Below are 21,508 nucleotides of genomic sequence, written 5' to 3'. Positions count from 1 at the left end.
TTACTTCTTATCTAAAAATTGATGAACTTTCTGCCAAAATTCCGGATTGCGACCGGCTAGCTTCTGACATTGACTTTCCAGTTCCAGTTGAGCGGCAAAGTCATTATCAAAAGCGCGGTAGAGGCTACGTTTAATGAGTTCCAAGCCCAACCGAGGCTTACCCTTTAAGTTGGAAACAATATTATTCACCTCTGATGAGAACTGATCCTCTTCTACCGCTTTCCAGATGAGTCCATATTCAGCCGCCTCTTCACCCGTAACAACCTCACCGAGCATGGTAATAGCCATTGCTTTAGCCTGACCGGCATTCCTCACAAGCGTAGCTGTTGCACCAGCATCAGGCACCAAACCTAGATGACTGAAAGGAAACGTGAACTTTGCCTGTTTCTTTGCAATAACAATGTCACAAGCTAGCGCGAGCGATGCACCAGCTCCAGCAGCGACACCATTAACTGCAGCGATAACTGGAACAGGCAGATTTCTCAATCTAGTAACCAGAGGACTGTAGGTATTTTTTAGAGAGTCCCCTAAATCAGGCTTCGGTTCTCCCTGAGGAATACGACGCTCCTCAAGGTCCTGCCCAGCACAGAAGCCACGACCCTGCCCTGTCAAAATGAGACAGCGTAACGACTCAAAACGCTCAATCTCTTTAAGAGCTACTTTTAACTCTGCGTGCATAGTTTTGCTGAACGCATTGAGTCTGTCAGGTCGGCTCAATTTTAATTCAACAACACCATCCGTCTCAGTAACTTGAAGACATTCATAGTTATTTGACAAAGACATCACTCACCTCTTAACGCAGCTGCACGCGCTAAATTAGTCTGCACAGCTGTTGTCACATGATAGAAGTCTAATCCTCGTAAACCACCTAATTCTTGACCACCGCCGGCACGACCCGGGCCACCGTGAACACACATCGGCATAACACTGCCATGACCTGAGTGGCCGCGACTAATACTGTCGTCAACAATCAAAAGACGCCCATGAGTCGAGCCGAGCTCGACCACTGCGTTCATTGCAAATTGATCATCGTTAGTGAAGATTGAACTCACCAATGAACCTCCACCTCGGCGCACCAACTCGAAAAGTTCCTTTTCGCTACTGTAAGGCATCAGTGTTGCAACAGGGCCAAACACTTCTGTCTCGTGTACTTGAGTAGCTGATTTAGGATCCTGACATACCAATAGTTTCTGCGTGACGTAAAAACCAGATGATTCGCCATCTAATGTTCCAATATCACCCTCAAAAGCGATCTCTGTCTCACTTAGCAGTGTTTTGACACTCTCTTCTGCCGCTATCTGTTGCGCCGCACTGACTAATGGACCATAAGTAACACCTTCATTAATTGGGTTACCTGGTTTTCCTTTAGAAAGCTTGGCAACCAACGCTTCCTTCGCAGCCTCTAACTCCAAAGCAGGCACAAAGATACGACGAACAGCGGTACATTTTTGCCCCGACTTAATCGTCATCTCTTTAGAGACCTCGTGAATAAATGACTTAAATCCGTCTGAACCTTCAGTAAGATCGGGTCCAAGGATGGATGAATTAATACTATCGGCTTCGGCATTGAATCGAACTGATTCACTGATAACCCTTGGGTTCGATGCAAGCATGGCCGCGGTATCCGCTGAACCTGTAAACGCTACCGCGTCTGCCGATGTAATGTGATCCATTAAATCTCGACCACCTCCCGCCAAAAAGCTAAATGCACCTTTAGGAAGAATGTCTGCATTAACAATATCGCGCGCCATGGCCCATGCAACCGGCAAAGAGACAGCCGCTGGTTTAACCACCGCGGGCACACCAGACAGAAGCGCAACACCGAGCTTTTCTAGCATGCCCCATGCTGGGAAATTGAATGCATTTATGTGAACAGCAGCACCTCGCAGTGGCGTCTTTACATGAATCGCCCTGAAGTTCTCATCTTTTGTGAGCTGTACCAATTCACCATCTGCAATCCATTTACGATCACCAAGCTTCTTACCCAGTGAAGCGTAGTATTTTAATGTACCGATACCGCCTTCCACATCTAGAAATGTATCCATTGCGGTGGCACCGTTATTTTTCGCGCTGAGTTCAGCGTACTCCTCTTTGTTCTCACCCAGAACAGCGCCTATCTGTTTCAATAGGCCGGCACGCTCTAAATAGGTCATGCCACGCAGTGCTGTACCACCCTCTGTTCGAGCAAAGTCGAGAATGTCACCCCCACTGACCTCGTAACCTGCGATGCTACCCATTACTGAGCCATCCAACGCACAATGAACTTCTGCTGCGGTGCTACCGTTATCTTGCCACTCACCTAATAGGTAACTCATCATTCGCATGGTTATTTACTCCTTAACGTCTTATAAACTGTGCTTAAATTCTTTTATCGCAGCAATTAATTGCTCCGGTGCATCTCTATGGGTAGAGTGACAACAATTTGGGATGACTAATGACCCAGATCTAGAAACGGCCTGTGAGACAATAGCATCAACTTGCTCAAGAGTCCCATACTCATCTAGATCACCTTGAACAACGAGCAAAGGCACTCGGATCGACGCCAAGTAGGACTCGATATTAAAATCGAGAAAGTCTGGCTCAAGCCAAGCCTTATTCCATCCCCAAAAGGCGCAGTCAACATTGTCATCTTGGTAACGAGCCAACCTTTTACGAAGACCGCCTGACTCATAAGCGTCACGGGCCTTCTCGATACTTGCTACATAAACAGGTTCGTCCTGCTGAAGATCAAGAACGCCCTTGCCAAACAATTCCGCCGTTTAAATGATGGAGGAGTGAATATGAACCGTACCCTTGGTTGCACCAGTCGAACCTGATGAGTACAACGAAAAACAGGGATCATCACAGGTCGACATAGGCCCTACAAATGAGTCGGAGCTTTTTGCTTCTATATCAGCCACCGAAGCACATCCATCCAAGGACTCTGATCCTGTTACAATCAGAGTTTATAACGTCGGTACTTTACCAAGAAACTCTTTAAACGTTGGGACAAAGTTAGGGTCTATTTTGAGTTCAGAAAACCATTCACTGTCACAGGAAAACTCTGAGTTGAGGGGGTCGGTTAGAGCAGGAAGCCTATTTTGTATATTGTTATAGGCTATATATTGCATTATCCTTGAGAAAAGTCGATGCAATATATTTCATATTATTATTTCCCCTGATAGTTAGGGCGTCGTTTTTCCTTAAAAGCAGAAATACCCTCTAGCTTATCTTCAGTATCTAAAAGACGAGAAAATGATGAGCGCTCAGCATCCAAACCTGCATCAAGTGGCAGATCAACGGCTGCTTTAATAGCTCTCTTATTTTCGATAACTGCAAGTGGCGCTTTGGTTGAGATCAAGGTAGCAATATCCAAAGTCTTTTCGACCGTTAGCTCGGGTAAACAAACTTCAGTTACCAAACCACAAGAGAGAGCCTCATTGGCCTCAATAAACTCGCCCGTTAAACACCAACGCATCGCTTTCCCCTTTCCAACAAGGGTAGCAAGCCTTTGGGTCCCCCCTGCACCCGGCAAGATAGCAAGATTAACCTCAGGCTGCCCGAACTTAGCATTATTGCCTGCTACCAAGAAATCACACAGCATAGCCAACTCATTACCGCCACCCAAACAAAAGCCGTTCACGGCCCCGAGTAAAGGCTTTTGCAACTGTCGTATGGCTGCCCAGTGTTGATTTCGCGGATCGGTAGCTACGTCCGCGCCTGTTTTACGTTGCAGCTCATCAATATCAGCACCCGCAGCAAAAGCTCGTTCATTACCGGTTAGAACCATCACTGAAATGTTAGTATCAGCATCCGCCTCGACCAAACACGTCGCTATTTGACCCAACATATCAGTCGATAACGCATTGAGCTCACGAGGTCTATTGAATTGAATCAATAACACGGATCCATGAAGTGAAAGATTAAGCGACGGAAAACGATCGCTATTAAAATTTTCTAGAGTATCCATACCAAAGCTTTAAGCTGACTATCAATAAAACCAGACATGCAATATATTACAAATTCAATCAAAATAATATTGGTAAAGTAACATGCCCATCTATCAATTAGCAGGTGTCACACCCGTCATTCACCCTAGCGCCTATGTTCATCCAACAGCTGTCGTTTTGGGTGATGTACACATTGGTGAAGATTGCTATGTAGGACCTCTGGCAAGCCTGCGAGGTGATTTTGGAGCCATCAAACTAGGTAAGGGTGTCAATATCCAAGACTGCGTAGTGGTCCACAGCTTCCAAGATATCACGGTCATTGTCGAGGATTATGGCCACATAGGGCACGGTGCAATATTGCATGGATGCACCATCCGCGAGGGTGTACTGGTAGGTATGAGCGCTACCGTTATGGATAAAGTCGAAATCGGTGCTCGAAGCTTTGTCGGTGCTCACAGCTTTGTAAAAACAGGAGACTCTTTTCCTGAGAGTTCGATGATTCTGGGAACACCCGCTAAAGTAGTGCGCGAACTATCAGAGCAAGAGTTGGCTTGGAAACACAAAGGCACTGAGGCTTATATTGCACTGGCGAAAGAGTCTCTCAAATCATGCGTGGAAGTAAAGCCACTCACAGAAGCAGAGCCAAATAGAAAAACGATCAGCATTGGTGAGAAGGTCTTACCAAAACAGGACACCGTTAAGTAGTTAAGTAACTAAACATGTCACTAACCCGCATTGATTGAAAAAAGATCTCCAAGCTCTGCCTAGGCACTATGACTTGAGGTGAGCAGAACAGTGAAGCAGATGCCCACGAGCAGATCCAATACTCAATGGATCAAGGCATCAACTTCATGGACTGTGCTGAAAAATAACCTGTTCCCCATGTTGCTGAGACTGCTGACCGTTTCTGGTTTAAGACCAAGGTTTTTAGACGACTCTTCTGCTTTACAACCTCTAGCTGCCCAATAGAGAAAATCTAATTCTCGTTTTGTGAGCTGTCTTTTAATAGATGCGTGGAACAGAATGTGAGAAATGGCATTTTGTGTTCGAGGCGACTTATCCTTTTTCACGTCGTCATGGGGTGCCACTGAAACGGCTCCGGCCATCACTAGCATCCACTTTGAAATGGACAAAACAAGTAATCTCGGACTTCCATTACCTGGGATAGTTCTTAAATTCGTTCCCTCCGGCGACAAATTGGAAATGAGAGTTAAAGGGCCATCTATTTTTCCTGGATATCGAAACAACTCTGAAAAGACAAAAGATGCTTTTGATGAAGGTTGCTTTTACAAAATTGAAGACGCAGGCAAGTTTATCGATCCTGAGCGACGGTCGCGTCACCGAAGACTTTAAACTAACCACAGGAACTTGGGTGTCCGTGGGAACTCTTCGACCAGCATTGGCAAGCAAACTCAGTCCTTATTTCCAGGATTTTGTCATATGTGGTCACAATGAGGACTCTGTCGGTGCATTAGGTTTTATTACACCAGCCCTCAGAGAACTCGCTGGTGCAGAAGCTGAAAACCTCGCACCTCATGAGTGAGCTAACATTCCTGCCGTAAAAGAGATGATAATCGGACGGATGAAAGAGTTTAAAAATGAGCACTCAGGCTCTTCCCAACACATCTGTTCACTGCTTATCTTAGATACGCCGCCCAACCTAAAAACAGGTGAAATAACTGATAAAGGCTACATAAACCAGAGAGTATGCCTAACTGAGCGTTCAGAAGAGGTAAAAAAGCTCTACTCTTTAGATGAAGATGCTGTCATTAGAATCTAATGACTTGATTGTAGATTTTTCAATTTTTAGATTTCTAAACCGCCGAATCTGCTTAAGAACTCTTCGGATGCCAGCGGTAAGTTACCCTGCCTACCCTCTAACTCACTGATAAGCCATTGGTGAGCTGCTGGTGTGAGCTGTTTATACAACGAGGCACACAAAGCGCGCGCTTCATTACCAAGCCAGCGACTCCCGAGTATCAAATCCGGCAGGTTAGGGTCTCTTAATGCTAGTTTTCGATATTCATGAATCATTAGCGTTCGAGTGATAAAAGCCGTTTTGGGGTCTTTGAGTTGAGCCGCGATTGCAGAGGCCGTCAGGGACTGATAAAAATCGACAAAGTTAATATAGGTATCATTTAAAGACTGAAGTCCCCAGCCCTGCCAAATTAAATTGCGGAGTGCTTGTTTACTCTCATTAGTTACTTGAGATTCGCAAAGAACCACTCTGTCAGCAAATCCCTTCTCTCTGAGTATTGATTTAACCTCATTGAGATCAGCGTGAGATGACGCGAGTACAGAGTGGCTGAGCGAACCAAAACCACAGAGTGATAACTCATCTGAAAGCGACTTTTTCTCATCTGCAGTTAGAGCGGAGATTAGCAATAACGTCCAAATTCCTTGCCACTGAGGGACATTCAGCCGATAGACGCGATTAAACGCTGCTCTAAAACGGTACTCACCATCAGGGCTTAGTCGATAAAAACTTTTGCGGCCCACTTTATGGGATAGGAGCCAGCCCTCTTGGGTCAGGCGAAAAACGGATGTTCGCATCAAACGTTCATTGATACCAAAGGGTTCCAAAAGTCGAATAAGACTTCCGAGCCATACTTCCCCGCCATGGGCAACAATCGAATCTCCCCAAACACTAATAATAAGAGAAGGAACCCTGAGAGGTGTTTGAGATTGAAAGCGCTGGATGCACAAATCGGCGCATAAGGTTTGTTGCATTAATCTATTTCCAAATAAAGCGATACGAAAATACAGAAAACATAATTTGAATTGTATCTTTTTTTACGGCATATTTAGATACGTTAACAAAGTATCCAGTACACGGGTACTTAATTTCTGTGCATTAATTAATAACGACAATAGCACGAGTCTAAGTAATGAATTTAACCGATATCATATATGAGGTGTCTGAGGGTGTAGCTATGATTACACTCAATAGACCAGACACTTTAAACAGTTTTAATGAAGCAATGCACCATTCGCTGCATTTAGCATTGGATTCAGCCGCCAAGGACTCTCAAGTAAGAGCTGTTTATTTAACCGGTGCTGGACGTGCTTTCTGTGCTGGTCAGGATCTCTCTGATCCGATGGTAAAGCCTGCTGAGCCAATGCCAAATCTCGGAAATGTGATTGAGTCCTACTACAACAACACTGTAAAACGTCTCTACCACATGGAAAAACCCGTCGTTTGTGCAGTCAATGGCATCGCAGCAGGCGCAGGTGCCAATATTCCACTGGCGTGTGATTTCGTTATCGCGGCTAAATCCGCTAAGTTTGTTCAAGCTTTTTGTAAGATAGGTCTGATACCCGATTCAGCCGGCACATGGCTATTACCTCGCCTGGTTGGCCTGGCACGTGCGAAGCAACTCGCTATGCTTGGGAACCCTTTGAGTGCCGAACAAGCCGTTAATTGGGGCCTTATATTTAAAGCCGTTGATGATGACCTCCTTCATGAAGAGTCGATCGCATTCGCAAAGCAACTGGCGACACAACCCACACTTGCGCTGACTAAAACAAAGCAGGCACTGGACCTAAGCTTTAACAATTCTCTTGAGGATCAATTGGACGTTGAACGAGACATACAGACCCGTCTTGGCAATTCAGATGATTATAAAGAGGGTGTTAACGCCTTCATTGAAAAGCGCCAGCCTGACTATAAAGGTTGCTAATTATGAAGGATTCAAGATCTCAAACAGCACAAGAGCTTGCTGAAGCCTGCGCAAAGGAGCTCTATTCCCGTGATACTGCAACCAATCATCTTGAAATGAAGATGAGCAGCGTGTCACCTGGTCAAGCCTCTATGTCGATGTTCGTTAAAGACTTTATGGTACAGGGCCACAATACATGTCATGGTGGTTATCTGTTCACACTGGCTGACTCAGCCTTTGCACTCGCCTGTAATACCTACAATCAGCCCTGCGTTGCGATAGGTTGCAGCATCGACTACGTTGCACCTGGTTTGATGGGTGATCATTTAACTGCAACTGCACAAGAGAGAAGTCGATCAGGGCGTACGGGTAATTATGATGTTGAGATACGTAATCAAGATAATAAATTAATTGCGATTTTTAGAGGCAAATCCTATGCCTTAAAAGGAACTGTTCTTCCGGAAAGTGAGCACTCATAACAAGATTTTAAAAGGAATTAAGCAATGATGGTTGATACCTCTTTCACACCAGATCAACTGGACCCGATGGAACGGGCCAGTATTGATGAGCTTCGCGCCACACAACTAGATCGTTTAAAGAAAAGCGTATCTCACGCTTATGATAATGTCGCTCTATACAAAAAGCGCTTTGATGATAAAGGTATACACCCTTCAGACATCAAAACACTGGATGATTTATCTATTATCCCATTTACCACCAAGAGTAACTTGAGAGACCACTACCCATTTGGGTTGTTTGCAACGCCCATGGATCAGATCGTGCGACTTCATGCTTCAAGTGGCACAACAGGTAATCCAACTGTGGTGGGTTATACTAAAAATGATATCGATCACTGGGCCAATCTCGTAGCACGATCGATTCGTGCGGCAGGAGGAAAACCGGGCGATAAGGTTCATGTATCGTATGGATACGGTCTATTTACGGGTGGTCTAGGCGCCCACTATGGTGCAGAGCGGCTTGGCTGTACTGTCATCCCTATGTCCGGTGGACAGACAGAAAAGCAGGTTCGCTTAATTAGGGATTTCAATCCTGACATCATTATGGTCACACCCTCTTACATGCTCAATATTGCCGATGAGATGGAGAGACAGGGTATCGACCCACATCAATTGAGTCTAAAACTCGGGATATTTGGTGCTGAGCCTTGGACAAATGATCTTCGTCTTTCCATGCAGCGACGTCTTGGCATCACGGCTACCGATATCTACGGTCTCTCAGAGATCATGGGACCAGGTGTAGCACAAGAGTGTGGCGAAACACAGGATGGACCCACAGTATGGGAAGATCACTTCTACCCCGAGATTATTAACCCTGAAACCGGTGAAGTACTGCCCGATGGTGAGCTTGGTGAATTAGTCTTCACAACCCTGAGCAAAGAAGCTTTGCCTATGCTGCGCTATCGAACGCGAGACCTGACAAGGCTTCTTCCGGGTACCGCTCGCCCTATGCGTCGAATCGATAAAATCACCGGCCGTAGTGATGACATGATGATCATTCGCGGTGTAAACGTATTTCCTACTCAAATTGAGGAAGAGGTTTGTAAAGTTCCGCAATTCTCGGAAAATTACGAAATCCACCTGCACCGCGAAGGAAACATGGATAGCATGATGGTTCATATAGAGTTACGTCCAGAGTTTGCTCAACAACCTGAGGAGACAACGGCTCAACAAATCGCGGCATTGAAGCATCATGTAAAATCGTCAGTCGGCATCAGTATCGGTGTTCAACTTCGAGACATAGGGTCCATAACTCGTTCAGAAGGTAAAGCACAGCGCGTATTTGATGAGAGATAAATGAACACACGCAATATCGTGTGAACTTGAGCCCAAATGCGATACATAAAATAAATATTTGTTATTTTTTAGTGTCGCTTTTGATATCATGACTTGAATCACTTATAGAGAGGTCTGTTATGTACGCACAGATGGTTGAAACCGGTGTTAAAAGTGTCAAATCAACTACAGAGATGTCATCAGAAGAACAGGCATTTCAGGCTCGTATTGACGCGGAAATAAAGATTGAACCTAAGAACTGGATGCCAGAGGCATACCGGAAAACACTGATACGTCAAATTTCACAACATGCGCATTCAGAAATCGTGGGCATGCTGCCTGAGGGTAACTGGGTTACTCGCGCACCCACACTGAAGCGAAAGTTGCAATTGATGGCCAAAATTCAAGATGAAGCCGGGCATGGTCTGTACCTCTACAGTGCTATGGAAACACTGGGCGCTGATCGTGATGAAGAGGTCCAAAAAATGCACGAGGGCAAGGCGAAATACTCCAGTATTTTCAACTACCCTACTTTGAACTGGGCTGATATGGGAACCATTGGTTGGCTTGTCGATGGTGCGGCCATAGTGAACCAAGTACCTTTGCAAAGAACCTCTTATGGACCCTACTCTCGAGCAATGATCCGAGTCTGCAAAGAGGAGAGTTTCCACCAACGCCAGGGCTATGAAATTCTTCTGCACCTTATGCGCGAAGGAAACGACGCTCAAAAGGAGATGGTTCAAGACTCCATTAACCGTTTCTGGTGGCCTGTACTGATGATGTTTGGGCCATCCGATGCTCACTCACCCAATAGCGCCCAATCAATGGCTTGGAAAATCAAACGTCACTCAAATGATGAGTTGCGCCAGCGTTTTATCGATCAAACCATTCCACAACTGCAAATTCTAGGCTGTACTGCGCCTGACCCTGATCTAAAATTTAATGAAGAGACCGGACATTGGGAATATGGCGAAATCGATTGGACAGAGTTCTTCGAAGTACTCAAAGGTAACGGCCCTTGTAATAAAGAGCGTGTTGCCCAGCGTAAAAAGGCGATTGATGAAGGCGCTTGGGTTCGTGAAGCTGCTGTTGCTTACGCCAACAAAAAACAACAGCGTAATGCTGCTTAATTTGGAGAACTACTATGGCTGATTGGACCCTATTTGAAGTGTTTATCCGAAGTAAACACGGCCTAAACCATAAGCATGTCGGGAGTGTGCATGCCGCGGATTCTGAGATGGCTATCGAGAACGCGCGCGATCTATATACACGACGCAACGAGGGAGTGAGTATTTGGGTCGTACCATCTGCATCGATAACGGCCACAGCAACGGATGAAAAAGAGGCGTTATTCGATCCATCCGATGACAAAATTTACCGACATGCTGGCTTTTACAAACTGCCTGATGAAGTTGGACACATGTAGAGGCCCCTATGAAACGTTTTGATGATACAACGGAACTTCTGCTTCAACTTGGCGATAGCGCCATGATACAGGCCCAGCGTCTGTGTGAACTTGTTGGAGGAGCACCCGCTCTTGAAGAAGAAGTCGCATTGATGAATGTCGGCCTTGATCTAGTCGGACAAGCGCGTAACTGGTTAGAGTATGCCGCTGAACGTATTGGTGATGGTCGCACAGCCGACGATCTGGTCTTCCTGAGAGACCAAGGCGAGTACAGAAATCTTCTAATTGTTGAACAGCCAAACGGTGACTTTGCGATGACGATGGCTAAGCAGTTTCTATTTGATGCTTGGCACTATCCTCTTCTTGAAAAACTGTGTAGTTCATCTGATGAGAAAATAGCGGGCATCGCGGCTAAGTCCCTTAAAGAGTCTAGTTATCATATCCGTCGTTCGAGTGAATGGATAAAACGACTGGGCGACGGCACTTCTGAAAGCCACGAACGCATGCAATCCGCATTAGACAAAATCTGGCATTTCACATTCGAGCTAGCCAAGCCGTGCGAACTGTTCAAGACATTGGATTCATCTGGTATTGCACCAGGTGTAAATGATCTTTGCAGTGATTGGCACGCGATCATCTCAAAGACATTAACTGAAGCAACACTGATGCAACCTGAGGCTGCTGATAACAACTACCTCAGTGGAGCTAAGGGTCTGCATACAGAAAGCCTTGGTTTTATCTTAGCTGAGATGCAGTTTTTACAACGAGCATACCCGAATGCAAGCTGGTGAGTTGATTGCAACTGATCGACCTGAGCTGACAGAAGAGTCAATTAAGTTAGCTTGGTCAGTTCTGGATGAAGTCATGGATCCGGAAGTACCGGTTGTGAGTCTTACTGACTTGGGTATTGTTCGCGAAATCACACCCGTTGGTGGACTATTACAAGTCGTTTTAACGCCAACCTATTCCGGTTGTCCAGCCACTGAGCACATTGAACAGAGCGCTAAACGAGCCCTTGAAGATTCGGGGTTCAACGCCGTCACCATTGAGCAAAGACTTGCACCCGCTTGGACGACAGACTGGATTACAAAACGCGGTCGACTCCGTTTAAAAGAGTATGGCATAGCACCGCCCATCGGCAGTGCTGACAAGCCACAACTCGATCAAGCGATTCCTTGTCCAGTTTGTGATAGTACCAATACCAAAGAGATTACAGAATTTGGTTCCACAGCGTGTAAAGCGCTGTACCAATGTAACGACTGTCTAGAACCATTTGATTACTTCAAATGCATCTAGGCCAGGGAGATAAAATGAGCAACTTCCACCGTTTAAAAATTGCTGATCGCACAGAAGAGACACGCGACTCAGTCTCGTTAGCTTTCGAAGTACCGTGCGAGATTCAGGAACGTTTTCGATTTAATCAAGGTCAATACCTAACATTAAAAGCTAACATCAATAACGAAGAGGTACGCCGCTCTTATTCAATCTGCAGTGGTGTCCATGACAACGAGCTTAGAGTTGCTATAAAGCGAGTGCCTGACGGTTTGTTCTCCAACTTTGCCAATGATCAGTTGGCAATTGGGGATGAAATTGATGTCATGGAACCCATGGGGCACTTCTATACCGATCTTAATGAAGAGCACTCAGGTAACTATCTTTTAGTGGCAGCAGGCAGCGGTATCACACCTATTCTATCGCAGGTAAAAACCATTTTGAGATCGGAGCCAAAAAGCCACGTCACACTGATATATGGCAACAGAGCGACGGGTTCCACCATGTTCAAAGATCAATTGGAAGATCTTAAAAACAGTTACATGGGACGTTTAAATCTCATCTTCATCTTCAGTCGCGAACAACAGGACATAGACCTTTATAACGGTCATATCGACGCAGAGAAATGTGAAGCCCTCTTCTCTAGATGGATCGATGTTAAGCGATTAACGGATATCTTTATTTGTGGTCCTCAATCAATGACAGAAACCGTGAGTGAATCACTTATTAAAGCGGGAGTCGCGAAGCAAAACGTTCATTTTGAGCTCTTCGGAACGACTCAGGGCAGTGAAAAAAGAGCACAGAGAACAGAAGCTGCTGAGCGTGCAACACACCTATCTAGCATTGAAATCATGCGCGATGGGCATGTTAAGCAGTTTGATCTTGCGCAGAACACGCAAAACATCCTAGATGCAGCTAACGAACAAGGGGCAGAACTTCCCTATTCTTGTAAAGCAGGCGTCTGTTCAACCTGCAAATGCAAGGTGGTTGAGGGGCAGGTTGAGATGGATGTTAGCATCGGGCTTGAAGACTATGAGGTCAAAGAGGGGTTCGTACTCTCCTGTCAATCGTACCCAGTAAGCGACAAAGTCGTTCTAGATTTCGATCAAATATAAAAAACTATAATCAATAAACGGATTTATCATGACATCAACACCAATCGTTCAAAGTTTCATCGCAGGCCAATGGATTGGTCAGAATGCTCATCAAACACTCAATAGTGCAATTAATGGTGATGCCGTCTTTTCTACTCACTCTGAAGCAATAGATTTTAGTTCAAGTCTGGACTACGCAAAGACGATTGGTCACAAAAGTCTGTTGGCTCTCGATTTTCAACAACGAGCCACGGTGTTGAGAAACCTAGGCAAATATCTGATGGAGCACAAAGAGTCTCTTTATCAGATTTCTGCTCATACTGGTGCTACAAGAAATGACAGCTGGATCGATATAGAAGGTGGTATTGCAACACTGTTTGCTTATGCAAGCATGGGGCGTAATGAACTCCCCTCTGGCAATACACTTCACGAGGGAGATCCTGTCCAACTGGGTAAGGTCGGACAATTTTTTGGCAGCCACATCCTAGTTCCGAAGCAAGGTGCTGCAGTTCATATCAATGCATTTAACTTTCCTATATGGGGAATGTTAGAAAAATTCGCCCCCAATTTTCTTGCTGGCGTGCCCGCTATCGTTAAACCTGCCTCGCAAACCTCTTACTTAACCGAGGCGTGCGTGAAGCTGATGCATCAATCTAATCTGCTTCCATTAGGATCTATACAACTGATCATAGGGTCTACAGGTGACCTGTTGGATCGACTTGATTCTCAAGACATCGTAACCTTTACCGGCTCTGCAGACACCGCTCTGATGTTAAAAAGCAATGCGAACATTCTAAATCACTCTATTCCATTCAATGCAGAGGCAGACTCATTAAACTGTGCGATCCTAGCACCTGATGTGACACCAGAGGATGCGGAATTCGAGCTTTTTGTTAAAGAGGTGGCGCGTGAGATGACGGTCAAAGCAGGACAAAAATGTACTGCAATCCGTCGTATCCTAGTCCCAGAGCATCTTATCGAACCGGTTTCAGGTGCGTTAACACAGAGACTGGGTAAAACGACTTTAGGTGATCCATCGATTGAAGGTGTTCGAATGGGAGCCCTTGCTTCAATAGATCAGCAGCGTGATGTACAAGAAAAACTAGAGATTTTGATGACCAGCAGCGACGTGCTTCTGGGTAGAGGTGCAGAGTGCAAACCCGTTGGAGAAGGCGCTGAAAAGGGCGCGTTTTTTGAACCTACATTGCTTCTAAACACTTCTCCAGACGCAGAGGGGGGTGCTCACGATATTGAACCTTTTGGACCTGTAAGCACACTGATGCCGTACAGAGACGTTGATCACGCTTGCACACTCGCCGCACGCGGCAAAGGCTCTTTGGTGACCACATTAACCACTAAAGATCCTGCCATCGCAGGCGTGGTAGTACCTAAACTGGCTGTATGGCATGGACGCGTTCACATTTTGGACGAACGTTCATCAAAAGAATCTACTGGTCACGGGTCACCGTTACCCATGCTTAAACATGGCGGACCAGGTCGAGCTGGCGGCGGTGAAGAGTTAGGCGGAATTCGAGCGGTTAAACACTACATGCAACGTGCTTCTGTTCAAGGATCACCAACGATGTTGATGGCGGTGACAGGCCAATATGTTCGTGGCGCAGACAAAATCGAAAAACCGCTTCATCCATTCCGTTACCATTTCGATGAGCTCGAGATCGGTCAGACTCTATTAACTCACAGAAGAACGGTTACAGAAGCTGATATTGTTAATTTTGGATGCCTCTCAGGCGATCATTTTTACATGCACTTCGATGAGCAAGCGGCCTGTGACTCCATGTTCGAGAAACGCATCGCTCATGGCTATTTTGTGCTTTCAGCGGCCGCTGGCCTATTCGTTGATCCGGGTGTAGGGCCTGTCCTCGCCAACTATGGATTAGACACACTCAGATTCGTAAACCCTGTTGGTATCGGCGATACCATACAAGCCAGAATCACATGTAAGACGAAAATTGATCAAGGTAAAGTCAACAACAAGGGCGATGCTATCGGCGTTGTCTCTTGGGATGTCGAAGTCGTAAATCAAAACGGCGAGCTTGTCGCAAGCTACGATATCCTGACCCTTGTTCAAAAATCGCAAAAGCCATAATTTTTTGTGAATTAGTTGGAAAAGTGCATAGATTTAGAGACGACACGTGATATGTTGTACTCCTAAACAATAAGCTTCGTATCCAAAAACTCCAGATAATAAGTAGAGTATAGCGTTAATGGATATTCCACATTTAAAGCACTTCGCATCACTTCGTGTTGAAATTGCTGCACCCCAGGAGATAGGTGCAGCACAATTCGGCACGCGCAGAGTGATTCCGATTACAGGTGGCACCGTTCAAGGTAATGGCTGGAATGGCCGTGTTTTAACTGGTGGTGCTGACTTTCAACGTATCGTTTCACCAAGATTAGCCGAACTGGATGCACGTTATGTGCTTGAGTCGGATGATGGCGAGACCATATTTGTACAGAATCGAGCACTGCGCGCTGCTGATCCAGAAGTAACACAAAAGATCATCGATGGAATCCCCGTCGATCCAAGCGAAGTCTACTTCAAGTGTACCCCTATTTTTGAAACCAGTGCCGAACGTTTTCAGTGGATTACGGAACGTCTGTTTATCGGCACGGGTGTTCGAAAGCCTGACTGTGTAGAGATCGATTTTTTTGAGGTCATATGAGTAACGAGACAACCCTTAGCCGCGCGGAGTGGCTTGATCAACACTACCCAGAGCCCGGCCCTTTTAGATGGATCGCTTTTGGCTTAGAAGTCATAGCGGCTTGTGGCCTCTTCTTTTTAATGATGTTGACCGTTGCCGATGTCTTCGGCCGTTATCTCTTCAACAATGGGGTTGATGGTGCTTTTGAGATCACCCAACTAGGTCTTGCCATCATTATCTTCGCCGAAATGCCTGTTGTAACCTGGCGCGGTGGACACATTTTAGTGGACCTACTGGATTCAACGCTTGGCCACAAAATCGTGCGTATTCTGGCTATGTTTTCGGCACTGGCGATCTCAACCTCCTTCTACGTTGTCGGTGTACGTATTTGGCAACTGGGTGCACGAAAACTGCGCCGAGGCGAGGTAACAGAATACTTGGAACTACCAGTAGGCTATCTAATTGAGTACATCGCCGTCATGAGTTGGTTCACTGCACTGGGTATGATCACCTATGGCATCTATCGTATATACAAAGAGAAGCATTAAGGATTTATCACGATGACCGCAGTAATTATAGGCTTCGCGCTCCTTATCTTTTTAATTCTAGTCATCCGAATGCCCATCGCCTTTGCGATGGCGATCGTCGGGTTCTTTGGTTTCGCTATTTTACAGGGCCTAACTCTTGATAACCTTTTCGACTTCCGTTGGAAAGCATCACTGACTTTGGCTTCTAACCGTGTCATTGAGACGGCACAGGAGTACTCTCTCTCAGTAGTCCCTCTGTTCATATTAATGGGTAACTTTGTCACTCGCTCAGGCCTGTCTCAAGAGCTATACAACGCCGCTTATACTTTTTTGGGTCATCGTCGCGGCGGTCTCGCCATGTCTACGGTTGTTGCGTGTGGTGGCTTCTCTGCTATTTGTGGCTCCAGCCTAGCAACGTCGGCGACCATGGCCAAGGTTGCACTGCCACCAATGCGTAAGTTTGGTTATGCCGATTCACTTGCAACCGCATCCATTGCAGCGGGCGGTACACTTGGCATTCTGATACCACCGTCAGTCATCCTTGTTATTTACGGCCTACTGACAGAGACCAGTATCCGCGAACTGTTTGCGGCAGGTTTTATACCAGGTCTTTTAGGCGTCATTCTTTACATGTTAGCTGTGCGCTGGGTCGTTATGCGCAATCCTAAATCGGGCCCAGCCGGTGAGAAATTCACCTGGGCAGAACGCATGCAGGCACTGAAAGGCATCTGGGGTGTACTTCTGCTGTTCACGATCGTAATGGGCGGTATCTACTTAGGCGTCTTTACGCCTACCGAAGCAGCCGGTATTGGTGCGGCAGGCGCATTCTTGATCGCCCTACTTCGTGGACAACTCAATCTGGTGAAAACCTACGAAGTACTGTCGGATACCGTTCGAACATCGACCATGCTATTTGCCGTGATCATCGGCGCATTGATCTTCTCTGACTTCATCAACCGTGCCGGTCTACCCGTTTGGCTTCTTGAGTTTGTGCAGTCGCTTGATGTCTCTCCCATGGCCGTCATTATCGTTATTCTTTGCATCTACATTCTTTTGGGAATGGTATTTGAAAGCCTATCAATGCTGCTGCTAACGGTCCCTGTGTTCTACCCGTTGATTGATAGCCTAGGATTCGATCTTGTCTGGTATGGCATCGTGGTGGTTGTAGTGACAGAGATCAGTCTGATTACACCGCCGGTGGGTATGAACGTATTTGTCCTCAGCGCTGTTCTCAAAGACATTAAAACCGGCACGATCTTTAAAGGCGTAACACCATTCTGGTGTGCCGACATTGTACGCTTAGCACTGATCGTCGCTTTTGTACCGATCACCCTATTCTTGCCGGATCTGCTATATCGTTAACAGTTTCGACTAAGGTGCAGTGGAAGTCATCCCTAAAATAACTTTTACTGTTTTTTTACTATAAAAATAACCATTTAAAATGAGAGCAATAAACATGACCAACCTAAAACTTAAAGCAATCGGCCTAGCGGTAGGCGCTGCAATCTCAATGAACGCAATGGCTGAAACAACCATGCGTGTTGCGACTTGGCTACCACCTACTCACCCACAAAACTCTGTTGCGATGCCAGAGTTCAAAAAGATGGTTGAAGAGGCAACTGAAGGCCGCGTTAAGGTTGTTATCGAAAACTTCCAAGGTCACCCAAAGACAATCTACTCGTCAGTAGAAGATGGCATCATTGATGCCTCTTGGGGTGTAAACGCTTACACGCCAGGTCGCTTTGCTTTAACCGGTGTTGCTGAAATCCCAGGTGAAATGTCGGATGCAGAAGATGCATCTGTAGCATTATGGAAGGTGCAGCAAGAGTATTTTGCTGATGCCAACGAATACGAAGGCCTAGAACTACTAGGCATGTGGGTACACGCACCTGGCATTATCCACTCTAAATTCCGTATCAACAGCTTAGACGACCTCAAGGGTAAAAAGATCCGTCTTGGCGGCGGTATGGTCAATGAACTAGCTGCACGCTTGGAAGTGACCCCTGTCGGCGGTTCAGCGCCTAGCTCTTACGAGAAGCTGCAGCAAGGTGTTGTTGATGGTACCTTCCTTCCAGCTGGTGAACACAAGTTCTTTAAACTGGATGAAGTCACTGACCACCTAACCGTCTTCCCAACAGCGCTTTACACCATTGTGTTCAGCTTCGTAGCTAACCAGGAATTCATGGAAGATCTAGATCCAAAAGATGCTGAAGCAATCCGTGCAGCTCTAGGTGAAAATCTATCTCGAATGCAAGGTAAGACATGGCAGGATATGGATGCGATCGGCATGACGCATGCAAAAGAGGTAGGTACTAACATCCATATGGTTGATAGCTACGAAAAACTCGCTGCAGACATGCGTAACACTATGAAGGGTCTTGACGCAATGTGGATGGAATCGGTAGCCGATCGCGGTGTCGATGCAAAAGCCGCTCTTGAAGCGTTCCGTAACTACCAAAAGTAATCTGTTCTAAATAATCAAAGGGAAGCATATGCTTCCCTTTTTTGTGCTCGACGTATTATAAATAGGTATAAAGTCGGTGGTGGCAGCGTACTGGACGGTTCTAAATTAATCGCTGCTGGTATCGCGAATCCAACTGTTGATCCATGGGAAATTGTAAGAAGCGGTGGAAGAGCAGCACAAACAGCACTCCCTATTGGAGCAGTGTTGACTCTGCCGGCAACAGGATCGGAGTCAAATGGTAACGCGGTCATTAGCCGTCGCGCTACAGGAGCCAGAAAACTATGAGGTAAGAGCAAATATTATTTGGTCGGCGACAATGGCTCTGAACGCCTTGATTGGCGCCGGTGTACCTCAGGAATGGGTGACACACATGATTAGCCATGAAATCACAGCAGAACATGGTTTAGATCATGCCCAAACACTTGCCATCGTTCTACCAAGCCTAATGACCCACCAAAAAGAGTCAAAACGAGAGAAGCTACTGCAATACGCAGAAAGAGTATGGTATGACAGCACTGGGAGAACATCAAAAGATCGATCTACAAGCAAGTCGAGAGATACTAGAAGCAGCACGTTAAAAACAAAAAACCCGGCATAAGCCGGGTTTTTTATGGATCAACACAGTGCTTAGTCTTCAGAAGACTCAGCAACTGGACGATCAACTAGTTCTACGTAAGCCATTGGAGCCGAATCACCAGCACGGAAACCGCACTTAAGGATACGAACATAGCCGCCTGGGCGAGTAGCGTAACGCTGACCCAGTTCGTTGAATAGTTTACCTACTGCTGCATCGCTACGTGTACGGGCAAAAGCCAGACGACGGTTAGCAACAGAGTCGTTTTTCGCCAATGTGATTAGTGGCTCAACAACAGAACGAAGTTCTTTAGCTTTAGGCAGAGTCGTTTTGATCAATTCGTGTTCGATCAAAGAAACTGCCATGTTCTTGAACATCGCTTTGCGGTGTGAGCTGGTACGGTTCAAATGACGACCAGATTTACGATGACGCATCTTATCTATCCTTTAAAACTTAGCTAAGTCGACTTAAGAAGCCACTTTGTCGTCGCCTTTAAGAGAAGCTGGTGGCCAGTTCTCAAGACGCATACCTAGTGACAGACCTTTAGACGCAAGTACGTCTTTGATCTCTGTAAGTGACTTTTTACCCAAGTTCGGAGTTTTTAGCAGTTCAACTTCGGTGCGCTGAATTAAGTCACCGATGTAGTAGATCTGCTCAGCCTTCAAACAGTTCGCGGAACGCACAGTTAGCTCAAGATCATCAACAGGACGAAGTAGTACTGGATCGATCTCTGGCTCAGCTGGCTCAGACTTCGCTTGTTCGCTTGCATCTTCAAGGTCAACAAATACTGCTAGCTGTTGCTGCAAGATAGTTGCTGCACGACGGATGCACTCTTCTGGATCGATTGTGCCGTTAGACTCAATATCGATAACCAGTTTGTCTAGGTCTGTACGCTGTTCAACACGCGCAGCTTCAACTGCGTAAGAAACACGTAGTACTGGGCTGTAGCTAGCGTCTAGCTGCAGACGGCCAATAGCACGTGTCTCATCGTCCTCGCTAGTACGTGCATCAGCAGGTACATAGCCACGACCGCGGGAAACAGTTAGGCGCATGTTCAGACTGCCAGCGCTTGTTAGCGTAGCAATCACGTGTTCCGGATTAGCGATCTCAACGTCTTGGTTAAGCTGGATATCTGCAGCTGTAACTGCACCAGGACCCGACTTGTTGATTGTCAGCACCGCTTCGTCGCCGTTGTGCATGATGATCGCAACACCTTTAAGGTTCAGGAGGATCTCAATGACATCTTCCTGAACACCTTCGATGCTGCTGTACTCATGCAGAACACCGTCGATTTCTACTTCTGTAATTGCACAACCTGGCATAGAAGATAGAAGGATACGGCGCAGCGCGTTACCCAAGGTGTGACCGAAGCCACGCTCTAGAGGCTCCAATGTAACCTTAGCGCGAGTCTTGCTAATCTCCTGTACGTCAATGTGACGTGGGCTTAGAAACTCATTTACTGAACTCTGCATAGTTCCACCGTTTAATTAAAAATTACTTAGAGTAAAGTTCGACGATCAACTGTTCGTTGATCTCAGCTGGTAGTTCTGCGCGTTCTGGCATGGCTTTAAAAGTGCCTTCCATTTTTGCAGAGTCAACTTCAACCCACTCTACCGGTGCACGCTGTGCAGCCAGTTCCAACGCCGCTTTAATACGTAGTTGGTTTTTAGCTTTTTCACGTACTGCAACCACATCGCCCGCTGCTACTTGGTAAGAAGCAACGTTTACTACTTCACCGTTAACAGTGATTGAGCGGTGAGAAACGATCTGACGTGCTTCTGCACGTGTAGAGCCGTAACCCATGCGGAATACAACGTTATCCAAACGACTTTCAAGAAGTTGCAGAAGGTTTTCACCTGTAGCGCCTTTACGACGTGCTGCTTCTTTGTAGTAGCCGCGGAATTGCTTTTCTAGTACGCCGTAGATACGACGAACTTTCTGTTTTTCACGAAGCTGTAGACCGTAGTCTGACAAACGACCGCGACGAGCGCCGTGTACGCCAGGTACAGTTTCAGCCTTGCACTTGCTGTCTAGTGCGCGAACACCGCTCTTAAGAAAGAGATCAGTGCCTTCGCGGCGAGACAACTTGCACTTAGGTCCAATATAACGAGCCATAATTACTTACCGT

27 protein-coding genes are annotated in these 21,508 nt (G+C 46.2%); 18 read left to right on the top strand and 9 right to left on the bottom strand.

The features are described 5' to 3' along the window. From XMG48_RS01830 to XMG48_RS01815, 4 genes are all read right to left on the bottom strand, one after another. Positions 1–783 (bottom strand): enoyl-CoA hydratase-related protein, encoded by a 783-nt coding sequence (locus XMG48_RS01830; RefSeq protein ID WP_173480354.1) that lies wholly within the window; start codon positions 781–783, stop codon positions 1–3. Beyond that, a complete protein-coding gene (locus tag XMG48_RS01825; RefSeq protein ID WP_173480353.1) occupies positions 783–2,324 on the bottom strand; it encodes a 3,4-dehydroadipyl-CoA semialdehyde dehydrogenase in 1,542 nt (513 codons plus the stop codon). The genes XMG48_RS01830 and XMG48_RS01825 overlap by 1 nt, the downstream gene beginning before the upstream one ends. Positions 2,325–2,345: 21 nt before the next feature. Then, positions 2,346–2,750 carry an alpha/beta fold hydrolase gene (locus XMG48_RS01820; protein WP_173480352.1) on the bottom strand — a complete coding sequence of 135 codons (405 nt, stop codon included), beginning with the start codon at positions 2,748–2,750 and terminating at the stop codon, positions 2,346–2,348. 398 nt (positions 2,751–3,148) lie between these two features. Further along, entirely contained in the window at positions 3,149–3,949 is an 801-nt protein-coding gene (locus XMG48_RS01815; protein WP_173480351.1) for an enoyl-CoA hydratase-related protein, read from the bottom strand. A gap of 82 nt (positions 3,950–4,031) precedes the next feature. Here XMG48_RS01815 and XMG48_RS01810 point away from each other — a divergent pair, with 82 nt between their 5' ends. Continuing rightward, a complete protein-coding gene (locus XMG48_RS01810) occupies positions 4,032–4,634 on the top strand; it encodes a transferase hexapeptide repeat family protein (protein WP_173480350.1) in 603 nt (200 codons plus the stop codon). A 122-nt stretch (positions 4,635–4,756) separates the two neighbouring features. On the opposite strand, the gene XMG48_RS01805 is transcribed toward XMG48_RS01810, so the two are convergent. Next, complete coding sequence (locus XMG48_RS01805; RefSeq protein ID WP_173480020.1) at positions 4,757–5,035, bottom strand: LuxR C-terminal-related transcriptional regulator; 279 nt, start codon at positions 5,033–5,035, stop codon at positions 4,757–4,759. Between the two features lie 167 nt (positions 5,036–5,202). Between XMG48_RS01805 and XMG48_RS01795 the strand changes: the two genes are divergently transcribed. Continuing rightward, positions 5,203–5,472, top strand: a complete 270-nt coding sequence (locus XMG48_RS01795; protein ID WP_173480019.1) for a hypothetical protein — start codon at positions 5,203–5,205, stop codon at positions 5,470–5,472. 39 nt (positions 5,473–5,511) lie between these two features. Continuing rightward, positions 5,512–5,709, top strand: a complete 198-nt coding sequence (locus XMG48_RS01790) for a hypothetical protein (RefSeq protein WP_173480348.1) — start codon at positions 5,512–5,514, stop codon at positions 5,707–5,709. 26 nt (positions 5,710–5,735) lie between these two features. Here XMG48_RS01790 and paaX read toward each other — a convergent pair whose 3' ends face one another. Next, positions 5,736–6,659: a phenylacetic acid degradation operon negative regulatory protein PaaX gene (gene paaX, locus XMG48_RS01785; protein WP_173480347.1), complete on the bottom strand. Its 924-nt coding sequence runs from the start codon at positions 6,657–6,659 to the stop codon at positions 5,736–5,738. A 158-nt stretch (positions 6,660–6,817) separates the two neighbouring features. Between paaX and paaG the strand changes: the two genes are divergently transcribed. From paaG to XMG48_RS11970, 15 genes are all read left to right on the top strand, one after another. Continuing rightward, a complete protein-coding gene (gene paaG / locus XMG48_RS01780) occupies positions 6,818–7,609 on the top strand; it encodes a 2-(1,2-epoxy-1,2-dihydrophenyl)acetyl-CoA isomerase PaaG (RefSeq protein WP_173480346.1) in 792 nt (263 codons plus the stop codon). Positions 7,610–7,611: 2 nt separating this feature from the next. After that, on the top strand, positions 7,612–8,067 hold the full coding sequence (gene paaI, locus XMG48_RS01775; RefSeq protein WP_173480345.1) for a hydroxyphenylacetyl-CoA thioesterase PaaI: 456 nt from the start codon (positions 7,612–7,614) through the stop codon (positions 8,065–8,067). A gap of 27 nt (positions 8,068–8,094) precedes the next feature. Further along, positions 8,095–9,402 carry a phenylacetate--CoA ligase PaaK gene (gene paaK, locus XMG48_RS01770; protein ID WP_217363809.1) on the top strand — a complete coding sequence of 436 codons (1,308 nt, stop codon included), beginning with the start codon at positions 8,095–8,097 and terminating at the stop codon, positions 9,400–9,402. Positions 9,403–9,521: 119 nt separating this feature from the next. Further along, positions 9,522–10,511: a 1,2-phenylacetyl-CoA epoxidase subunit PaaA gene (paaA, locus tag XMG48_RS01765; protein ID WP_173480343.1), complete on the top strand. Its 990-nt coding sequence runs from the start codon at positions 9,522–9,524 to the stop codon at positions 10,509–10,511. Positions 10,512–10,525: 14 nt separating this feature from the next. Beyond that, positions 10,526–10,807, top strand: a complete 282-nt coding sequence (gene paaB / locus XMG48_RS01760; RefSeq protein ID WP_173480342.1) for a 1,2-phenylacetyl-CoA epoxidase subunit PaaB — start codon at positions 10,526–10,528, stop codon at positions 10,805–10,807. Between the two features lie 8 nt (positions 10,808–10,815). Continuing rightward, positions 10,816–11,577, top strand: coding sequence for a 1,2-phenylacetyl-CoA epoxidase subunit PaaC (gene paaC / locus XMG48_RS01755; RefSeq protein ID WP_173480341.1), 762 nt, complete (start codon positions 10,816–10,818; stop codon positions 11,575–11,577). Then, positions 11,564–12,082 (top strand): 1,2-phenylacetyl-CoA epoxidase subunit PaaD, encoded by a 519-nt coding sequence (gene paaD / locus XMG48_RS01750; protein WP_173480340.1) that lies wholly within the window; start codon positions 11,564–11,566, stop codon positions 12,080–12,082. Before paaC ends, paaD begins: the two co-directional genes overlap by 14 nt. A gap of 14 nt (positions 12,083–12,096) precedes the next feature. Then, positions 12,097–13,173 carry a 1,2-phenylacetyl-CoA epoxidase subunit PaaE gene (paaE, locus tag XMG48_RS01745; protein ID WP_173480339.1) on the top strand — a complete coding sequence of 359 codons (1,077 nt, stop codon included), beginning with the start codon at positions 12,097–12,099 and terminating at the stop codon, positions 13,171–13,173. A gap of 28 nt (positions 13,174–13,201) precedes the next feature. Then, positions 13,202–15,259, top strand: coding sequence for a phenylacetic acid degradation bifunctional protein PaaZ (gene paaZ / locus XMG48_RS01740; protein ID WP_173480338.1), 2,058 nt, complete (start codon positions 13,202–13,204; stop codon positions 15,257–15,259). A gap of 118 nt (positions 15,260–15,377) precedes the next feature. Beyond that, positions 15,378–15,836: a DUF3237 domain-containing protein gene (locus XMG48_RS01735; protein WP_173480337.1), complete on the top strand. Its 459-nt coding sequence runs from the start codon at positions 15,378–15,380 to the stop codon at positions 15,834–15,836. Further along, on the top strand, positions 15,833–16,363 hold the full coding sequence (locus XMG48_RS01730) for a TRAP transporter small permease (RefSeq protein WP_173480336.1): 531 nt from the start codon (positions 15,833–15,835) through the stop codon (positions 16,361–16,363). The genes XMG48_RS01735 and XMG48_RS01730 overlap by 4 nt, the downstream gene beginning before the upstream one ends. 12 nt (positions 16,364–16,375) lie before the next feature. Then, positions 16,376–17,704, top strand: a complete 1,329-nt coding sequence (locus XMG48_RS01725; protein WP_173480335.1) for a TRAP transporter large permease — start codon at positions 16,376–16,378, stop codon at positions 17,702–17,704. A 94-nt stretch (positions 17,705–17,798) separates the two neighbouring features. After that, complete coding sequence (locus tag XMG48_RS01720) at positions 17,799–18,806, top strand: TRAP transporter substrate-binding protein (RefSeq protein WP_173480334.1); 1,008 nt, start codon at positions 17,799–17,801, stop codon at positions 18,804–18,806. A 54-nt stretch (positions 18,807–18,860) separates the two neighbouring features. Continuing rightward, entirely contained in the window at positions 18,861–19,091 is a 231-nt protein-coding gene (locus XMG48_RS11975; RefSeq protein WP_371739844.1) for an iron-containing alcohol dehydrogenase, read from the top strand. A gap of 31 nt (positions 19,092–19,122) precedes the next feature. Then, entirely contained in the window at positions 19,123–19,404 is a 282-nt protein-coding gene (locus XMG48_RS11970; protein ID WP_254442783.1) for an iron-containing alcohol dehydrogenase, read from the top strand. 29 nt (positions 19,405–19,433) lie between these two features. On the opposite strand, the gene rplQ is transcribed toward XMG48_RS11970, so the two are convergent. The 3 genes from rplQ to rpsD are packed head-to-tail and all read right to left on the bottom strand — an operon-like array spanning position 19,434 to position 21,495. After that, complete coding sequence (gene rplQ / locus XMG48_RS01710) at positions 19,434–19,814, bottom strand: 50S ribosomal protein L17 (protein WP_173480333.1); 381 nt, start codon at positions 19,812–19,814, stop codon at positions 19,434–19,436. A gap of 33 nt (positions 19,815–19,847) precedes the next feature. After that, positions 19,848–20,852, bottom strand: a complete 1,005-nt coding sequence (gene rpoA, locus XMG48_RS01705) for a DNA-directed RNA polymerase subunit alpha (RefSeq protein WP_173480332.1) — start codon at positions 20,850–20,852, stop codon at positions 19,848–19,850. A gap of 22 nt (positions 20,853–20,874) precedes the next feature. Beyond that, positions 20,875–21,495, bottom strand: a complete 621-nt coding sequence (gene rpsD, locus XMG48_RS01700) for a 30S ribosomal protein S4 (protein WP_173480331.1) — start codon at positions 21,493–21,495, stop codon at positions 20,875–20,877. Positions 21,496–21,508 lie beyond the last annotated feature (13 nt).

It is taken from the genome of Marinobacterium sp. xm-g-48 (assembly GCF_013282925.1).
Taxonomy (GTDB): Bacteria; Pseudomonadota; Gammaproteobacteria; order Pseudomonadales; family Balneatricaceae; genus Marinobacterium_E.
This window is presented reverse-complemented; position numbering and strand designations above follow the sequence as displayed.